Origin of the sequence: Burkholderia crassaminum (assembly GCF_964265005.1) — a bacterium.
Lineage (GTDB): Bacteria > Pseudomonadota > Gammaproteobacteria > Burkholderiales > Burkholderiaceae > Burkholderia.
The window spans coordinates 3,683,844-3,689,843 of record NZ_OZ183799.1; the positions used below are offsets into that span (position 1 = coordinate 3,683,844).

General features: G+C 62.5%; 6 protein-coding genes. 1 reads left to right on the top strand and 5 read right to left on the bottom strand.

The features are described 5' to 3' along the window. Positions 1-798: 798 nt before the first annotated feature. The gene (gene mnmE, locus ACPTTF_RS17125; RefSeq protein ID WP_423371828.1) at positions 799-2,193 is read right to left on the bottom strand and encodes a tRNA uridine-5-carboxymethylaminomethyl(34) synthesis GTPase MnmE; all 1,395 of its coding nucleotides are present in this window, start codon (positions 2,191-2,193) and stop codon (positions 799-801) included. Between the two features lie 336 nt (positions 2,194-2,529). Between mnmE and ACPTTF_RS17130 the strand changes: the two genes are divergently transcribed. Continuing rightward, a complete protein-coding gene (locus ACPTTF_RS17130) occupies positions 2,530-2,961 on the top strand; it encodes a transcriptional regulator (RefSeq protein WP_059700521.1) in 432 nt (143 codons plus the stop codon). A 102-nt stretch (positions 2,962-3,063) separates the two neighbouring features. Here the strand turns inward: ACPTTF_RS17130 and yidC are convergent, their stop codons facing one another. From yidC to rpmH, 4 genes are all read right to left on the bottom strand, one after another. Continuing rightward, positions 3,064-4,728 (bottom strand): membrane protein insertase YidC, encoded by a 1,665-nt coding sequence (yidC, locus tag ACPTTF_RS17135; protein ID WP_423371829.1) that lies wholly within the window; start codon positions 4,726-4,728, stop codon positions 3,064-3,066. Positions 4,729-4,736: 8 nt separating this feature from the next. After that, positions 4,737-5,003, bottom strand: a complete 267-nt coding sequence (gene yidD / locus ACPTTF_RS17140) for a membrane protein insertion efficiency factor YidD (RefSeq protein ID WP_059232865.1) — start codon at positions 5,001-5,003, stop codon at positions 4,737-4,739. A gap of 75 nt (positions 5,004-5,078) precedes the next feature. Further along, positions 5,079-5,540 carry a ribonuclease P protein component gene (gene rnpA / locus ACPTTF_RS17145; protein WP_166962264.1) on the bottom strand — a complete coding sequence of 154 codons (462 nt, stop codon included), beginning with the start codon at positions 5,538-5,540 and terminating at the stop codon, positions 5,079-5,081. Between the two features lie 15 nt (positions 5,541-5,555). Then, positions 5,556-5,690, bottom strand: coding sequence for a 50S ribosomal protein L34 (gene rpmH, locus ACPTTF_RS17150; protein ID WP_004198824.1), 135 nt, complete (start codon positions 5,688-5,690; stop codon positions 5,556-5,558). Between the last annotated feature and the right edge of the window lie 310 nt (positions 5,691-6,000).

Consider the following 6,000-nt stretch of genomic DNA (forward strand, 5'->3'; position numbering starts at 1 on the left):
TACCGATCGATTTCCAATAACTCTGAAAATCCATCATTAATATGGCAGAGGTCGAACTGAATTCGCAAAGAGAATCGCTTGCGCGACACGGTGAGATAAGCCGCTACATGCCAACATATCAAGCACAATGGCGCGTCGAGTGGCGATTCCACGTACATGGAGAATGCTTGCGAATTGTCACGGCCGGTTGCGGCTTGCAGCGCAAGGTTGCGGGGGTTTTGCCATCTACTCCGACAAGCGATATGCTCCCGGCACCGCTACGAATCAATCTTCCACGAGCAATATGCAAAATAAATCGATCGCCAAATCACCTCAAAGCACCTTTATGCCTTTCATAATTTCCCGCTCACTACTCGCCATTTTTCTTATCGTCTTTTTAGCCATCGACCGAACCCCACATGGAGAAGAATGCACAAATTCAACATCGCCGGATGGAGTATATATTGCGAATCTATGTCTTCTGACTTGGATTCCGGGCGGAAACTCCGAGTACGTTGGTCGCGTATACAGTGCGAGCACCGGAAAGTTGCTTGCGCAGCACACTTTTAGCACTCCCACCCCTGAAATTTCCTGGAATAGCTATAACGACATATATGTGGCATTTTAGAGGGGTGACAGTGAGGATAACTCTGTATATATATCCCTCCCCCCGTCTCTCATCGATAGACTATTAGCGACACGCCCGCAGCTGTAAGCTAGTCTGCACAGACTATTTCGCAATCGCCGCGCGGACGCCGAAGTGTTCTGCTGTTCTTGTCATAGCCGAACCATTCTCGGCAAGCAACGTTTTGCGCCCCCTTATTTCCCGATACAAAACCTGCTGAAAATCACCCCCAGCAGATCGTCCGACGTGAACTCCCCGGTAATCGCATTGAGTTGCTCCTGCGCGAGCCGCAGTTCCTCGGCAAACAGATCGAGCGACTGCGCGCGTTGCTCCGCATGATCCGCCGCCTGCGCGAGATGCTCCTGCGCGGCCCGCAGCGCGATCAGATGGCGCTCGCGCGCGAGATACACACCTTCCGCCCCCGCCTGCCACCCGGCGATCCGCAGCAGCTCCGCGCGCAACATATCGATCCCGTCGCCGCGCTTCGCCGACAGATGCACCTCGGTCAGATCACCTTCCGCCGCCGGATGCTCGACGCACGCAGCCACACCGGTCAGATCCGTCTTGTTCAGCACGCGCACCACCGGCACGCCGCCCGGAAACCGCGCCGCGATCGTCTCGTCATCCGCCGTCATCCCGTTACGCGAATCCAGCAGATGCAGCACGACGTCCGCACGCTCGATCTCGCTCCACGTGCGAGCAATACCGATCCGCTCGACCTCGTCCTCGGTCTCACGCAGCCCGGCCGTATCGATGATGTGAAGCGGAATCCCTTCGACCTGGATCGTCTGCGCGACCTTGTCGCGCGTCGTCCCGGCGATCGGCGTGACGATCGCCAGCTCCGCGCCGGCCAGCGCGTTCAGCAGCGACGACTTGCCGACGTTCGGCTGCCCCGCGAGCACGACCGACAACCCTTCGCGCAGCAGCGCACCCTGCCGCGCGTCGCCGAGCACGTGCGCGAGCTGCGCGCGGATCTTCGCGAGCTTGCCGCGCGCGTCGGCCGCCTCCAGGAAATCGATCTCTTCCTCGGGAAAATCGAGCGTCGCCTCGACCAGCATCCGCAGCGTGATCACGTCATCGACGAGCGTATGGATCTGTCGCGAGAACGCGCCGTCGAGCGAGCGCCCGGCCGAACGCGCCGCGGCTTCGGTGCTCGCCTCGATCAGGTCGGCAACGGCCTCGGCCTGCGCGAGGTCGAGCTTGTCGTTCAGGAACGCGCGTCGCGTGAATTCGCCGGGCTCCGCGAGCCGCAGCCCGAAGCCGCGCCCCGCATCCAGGCAGCGTTGCAGCAGCAACTGCATCACGATCGGCCCGCCGTGCCCCTGCAGCTCGAGCACGTGCTCGCCGGTGTACGAATGAGGCGCCGGGAAATACAGCGCGATCCCGCGGTCGAGCGGCGCGCCGTGCTCGTCGAGGAACGGCACGTAGCTCGCATGGCGCGGCGCGAGCTTCTGCCCGCACAACGCGTCGATCAGCGGCAACGCGGCCGCCTCGCCGCCGCGCCCGAACGACACGCGGACGACCCCGATGCCCCCCCGGCCGGCAGCAGTGGCAATGGCGACGATCGGATCGGAATCGGTAGCGAGCATGGGAATCGGATGAATCGGGTGATCAGTGAATATGGTGCGCCCGCGCAACAGTTCGGGCATCGGAACGCCGGCATTGTAGCGTGCCGGCTCATACACCATCGGTCGCCACGCAGGATTCGGACGCGCCCGAATTTATCCCGCCGGGGATAAGCCAAGTATCAGTCCAGCGCAATGTCACATCAGTCGTTTCTGACGAGTATGCCTGCTGGAGCGGCCCAACGCTGTGTCCCTCAATTTTGTTCCCCACTCTGATCGAGATTGGGATTCGTCTGAACGAGATACGTTTAGCCCGAATGGTTGTCTGAAACATGGCGGTGGAATTGCACAATCTCCCCCATGCCGACATCCGAAGAAAAAGCCGCGTTCTCGGAACGCCTGAAATTCGCCCTGCGGCGCAGCCCGGAGAAGGTCACCGGTGCGACTGAGCTGGCGAACCGATTCAATTTGCGCCACCGCGGAGCGCAACCCGTTTCGCCGCAAACCGCGCACAAGTGGCTGACGGGCCGCACGATTCCGACGTCGGACAAACTCGCCACGCTCGCCGAATGGTTGCGCGTCGAACTCCACTGGCTGCATTACGGCCCGTCGCCGAGCGTGATCGAACACCCGACGCCGCAACCGCTGCCGCGCGACGAGCGCTATCCGCCGACGCCCGAGACGATTGAACTCGCGTCGAAGATCGAAGCGTTGTCGCCGCATCATCGCTACCTCGTGCAGGAACTGGTCGAACAGTTCTACGGCGACTCGGGCGAATCGAAGAAGGGCTGAACCCGCACCGGACCCGCAAAAGCAAAAAGCCGCATGGAGCGAACCATGCGGCTTTTTTTGCGTGCATCGCGGGCGGCTCGCCACCCGCGTGTGCAACGGGCGTCAGGCCGGTTTCTTCTTGGCCCCGCCGAGCTTGCGCGTGATGTAGTACTGCTGCGCGATCGACAGCACGTTGTTCACGACGTAGTACAGCACGAGGCCGGCCGGGAAGAAGAAGAACATCACCGAGAACGCGATCGGCATGAACTTCATCATCTTCGCCTGGACGGGGTCCGGCGGGGTCGGGTTCAGGCTCGTCTGCACGTACATCGACACGGCCATCAGCACCGGCAGGATGAAGAACGGATCGCGCTGCGACAGGTCGTGAATCCACAGAACCCACGGCGCGCCGCGCATTTCGACCGACGCGAGCAGCACCCAGTACAGCGAGATGAACACCGGGATCTGGATCACGACCGGCAGGCAGCCGCCGAACGGATTGACCTTCTCGGTCTTGTACAGCTCCATCAGCGCGGCGTTCATCTTCTGCGGATCGCTCTTGAAGCGTTCGCGCAGCGCCTGCATACGCGGCGTGATTTCCTTCATGCGCGCCATCGACTTGTAGCTCGCAGCCGACAGCGGGAAGAACACGGCCTTGATCAGGATCGTGAGCAACACGATCGACCAGCCCCAGTTGCCGATGAAGCCATGGATCTTCTCGAGCAGCCAGAACAGCGGCTTCGCGATGATCGTCACCCAGCCGTAGTCCTTCACGAGTTCCAGGCCCGGCGCGATGCCTTCGAGCATGCGCTCTTCTTCCGGACCGGCGAACAGGCGCGCCTGCACGTCGGCCGACTGGCCCGGCGCGATCGCGGCGACCGGCTGCTTCACGCCGACACGGTACAGCGTCGGATCGATCTTTTCAGCGTAGATGTCGCGCTTCACGCCCTGCTGCGGAATCCAGGCCGACGCGAAGTAGTGCTGCACCATCGCGACCCAGCCGTTGTCGGCGGAGGTCACGTAGTCGGCCTTGTTCTTGTCGAGGTCGCTGAAGTTGATCTTCTGGAAGTGCTTCGCATCCGTGTAGACCGCCGGCCCGAGGAACGTGTGCGAGAACATCGGCGTTTCGACGGCCGTGTTGTCGCGCACCAGTTCCATGTAGACCGTCGGCGTGACAGGCGCCGTGCCGACGTTGTCGATCTTGGTGTCGACGCCGATCACGTAGCTGCCGCGCGTGAACGTGTAGGTCTTCACGACCTTCACGCCGCCCTTCACCGGCGATTCGAACGACAGCTTCAGCGCGTTCTGGTCACCCGTCATCGACGTCGAGCCCGCGTTCAGCTGCGTGTAGACGTCGTTGTGGTTCGGGAAATCGCCGCCGAGCAGGCCCGTGCGCGCGAGATACGTGTGGCCGGCCGTGTGGTCGAACAGCGTGATGTACAGGTCCGGCTGCTTGCCGTCGCCCTGCTTCTTCAGCGTCAGCTTCGCGAGCGTGCCGCCGCGCGTGTCGATTTCGCCGTCATACACGTCGGTCGAGAACTTCACGAGCTGCGCCTGGGCGGCCGGAGCAGTGGTCGACGGAGCGGCGCCGGCTGCGGCGGCAGGCACTTCACCTGCGGTCGTCGTCGCGCCCGTGCCCGATGCACCGCCGGCAGCGGCCGCGGGGGCCGTCTGCGTGGCGCTCGGGAAGAACATCGACGGGCGTCCATGGGACCGCTGCCAGTTGTCGTACAGCATGACAGCTGACATGAAGAAGATCACCCATAGGACGGTGCGTTTGATATCCATGCGTTGTCTCAGAGTCGATGGGACCGCGCGTCGGCTTCGCCGCTAGCGCGAGTGTCGGAGTTGGGCGGCGGGACGAGGTCGATGCCGCCCGCGGAAAACGGATGGCATCGGCACACGCGCCTGACGGCGAGATACGTGCCGCGCGCGGCGCCATGATACTGGATTGCCTCGCGCGCGTAATCCGAACAGGAAGGATAAAAACGGCAACGGTTGCCGAGCATCGGGCTCACGGCAACCTTGTAGAAGCGCAGCAAGGCGATCAATACCGTTTCCATACCTTGGGCAGCGCCGTAAGACGCCGCGTCAAAACCGGCCGGGCAGGCGCGAACGCCGCACCGGACACGGATGCGTCACTCGGACGCGGGCTTCGACGCCCGGCGGGCGATTTCCCGGACTGCCCTGTCGAGCAGTTCGCGGATCTCGGCCGCGCACATCGCCGCGAGCGGGGCGGAAGCCGCGCTCGGCAGCGCTTTCTTGTCGAAGCGCGTGTGCTGCCGCAGCAGCAGGTCGTAACCGGCGAATTCGGCCCGGCGCAAGCGAAACGCATCGCGCGCCAGCCGCTTCACGAGGTTACGTGTTACTGCACGCGGCGCAAACTTCTTGCCGACGACAAGCCCCAGACGCGCGGGCTGACCGGTCGGCTTGCCGTAGATCACGAAGTGCGCGGAGCGCCGCCACGGGCGCAAACGAAAAACGGATGAAAATTCATCCGTTTTCAGAAGTCGCGCAGCTTTCGGGAAGGCGGCTTTCGTCTGCGACGGATTCGCACCCGGCTCGACGGCACCTTCCGCAGGACTGCGGACGGCGGACACAGCGCGCAACCTGCCTTAGATGGCGAGGCGCTTGCGGCCCTTCGCGCGGCGAGCGTTGATGACCTTGCGGCCACCTGCCGTCTTCATACGGACACGGAAGCCATGGGTGCGCTTGCGGCGCGTCACGGACGGTTGGTAAGTACGTTTCATGATGTTCTCACTTGTTCGAGAATGTCGAAATTCAGGGGACCGCGTGCCCTTAACCGTAGGCATTCGGGCGAACGCAATCGCCGGGAATACAGGATTGGTTTTCGCGGAACCCGCTATTTAAACCGTTTTTCTCTTGACGGTCAATACTTTAGGAGTCGCTCGCCTGTGCCCGCCCCGGCCGATCCGGCCCCGCGACCCACAATCACAGCCTGTGGATAAGTCCCGCTGTGGCCGCGTTTGGCGGTAGAATCTCGCCTTATCTCCAAGAATCCCGCACGCCGCTTCGGCTCGCGCCTGCCCCTCCAACACT

Excerpts from the sequence above, each read along its gene's own strand:
- mnmE (WP_423371828.1), bottom strand. The coding sequence starts at position 2,193 with ATGCTCGCTACCGATTCCGATCCGATCGTCGCCATTGCCACTGCTGCC.
- ACPTTF_RS17130 (WP_059700521.1), top strand. The coding sequence starts at position 2,530 with ATGCCGACATCCGAAGAAAAAGCCGCGTTCTCGGAACGCCTGAAATTC.
- yidC (WP_423371829.1), bottom strand. The coding sequence starts at position 4,728 with ATGGATATCAAACGCACCGTCCTATGGGTGATCTTCTTCATGTCAGCT.
- yidD (WP_059232865.1), bottom strand. The coding sequence starts at position 5,003 with ATGGAAACGGTATTGATCGCCTTGCTGCGCTTCTACAAGGTTGCCGTG.
- rpmH (WP_004198824.1), bottom strand. The coding sequence starts at position 5,690 with ATGAAACGTACTTACCAACCGTCCGTGACGCGCCGCAAGCGCACCCAT.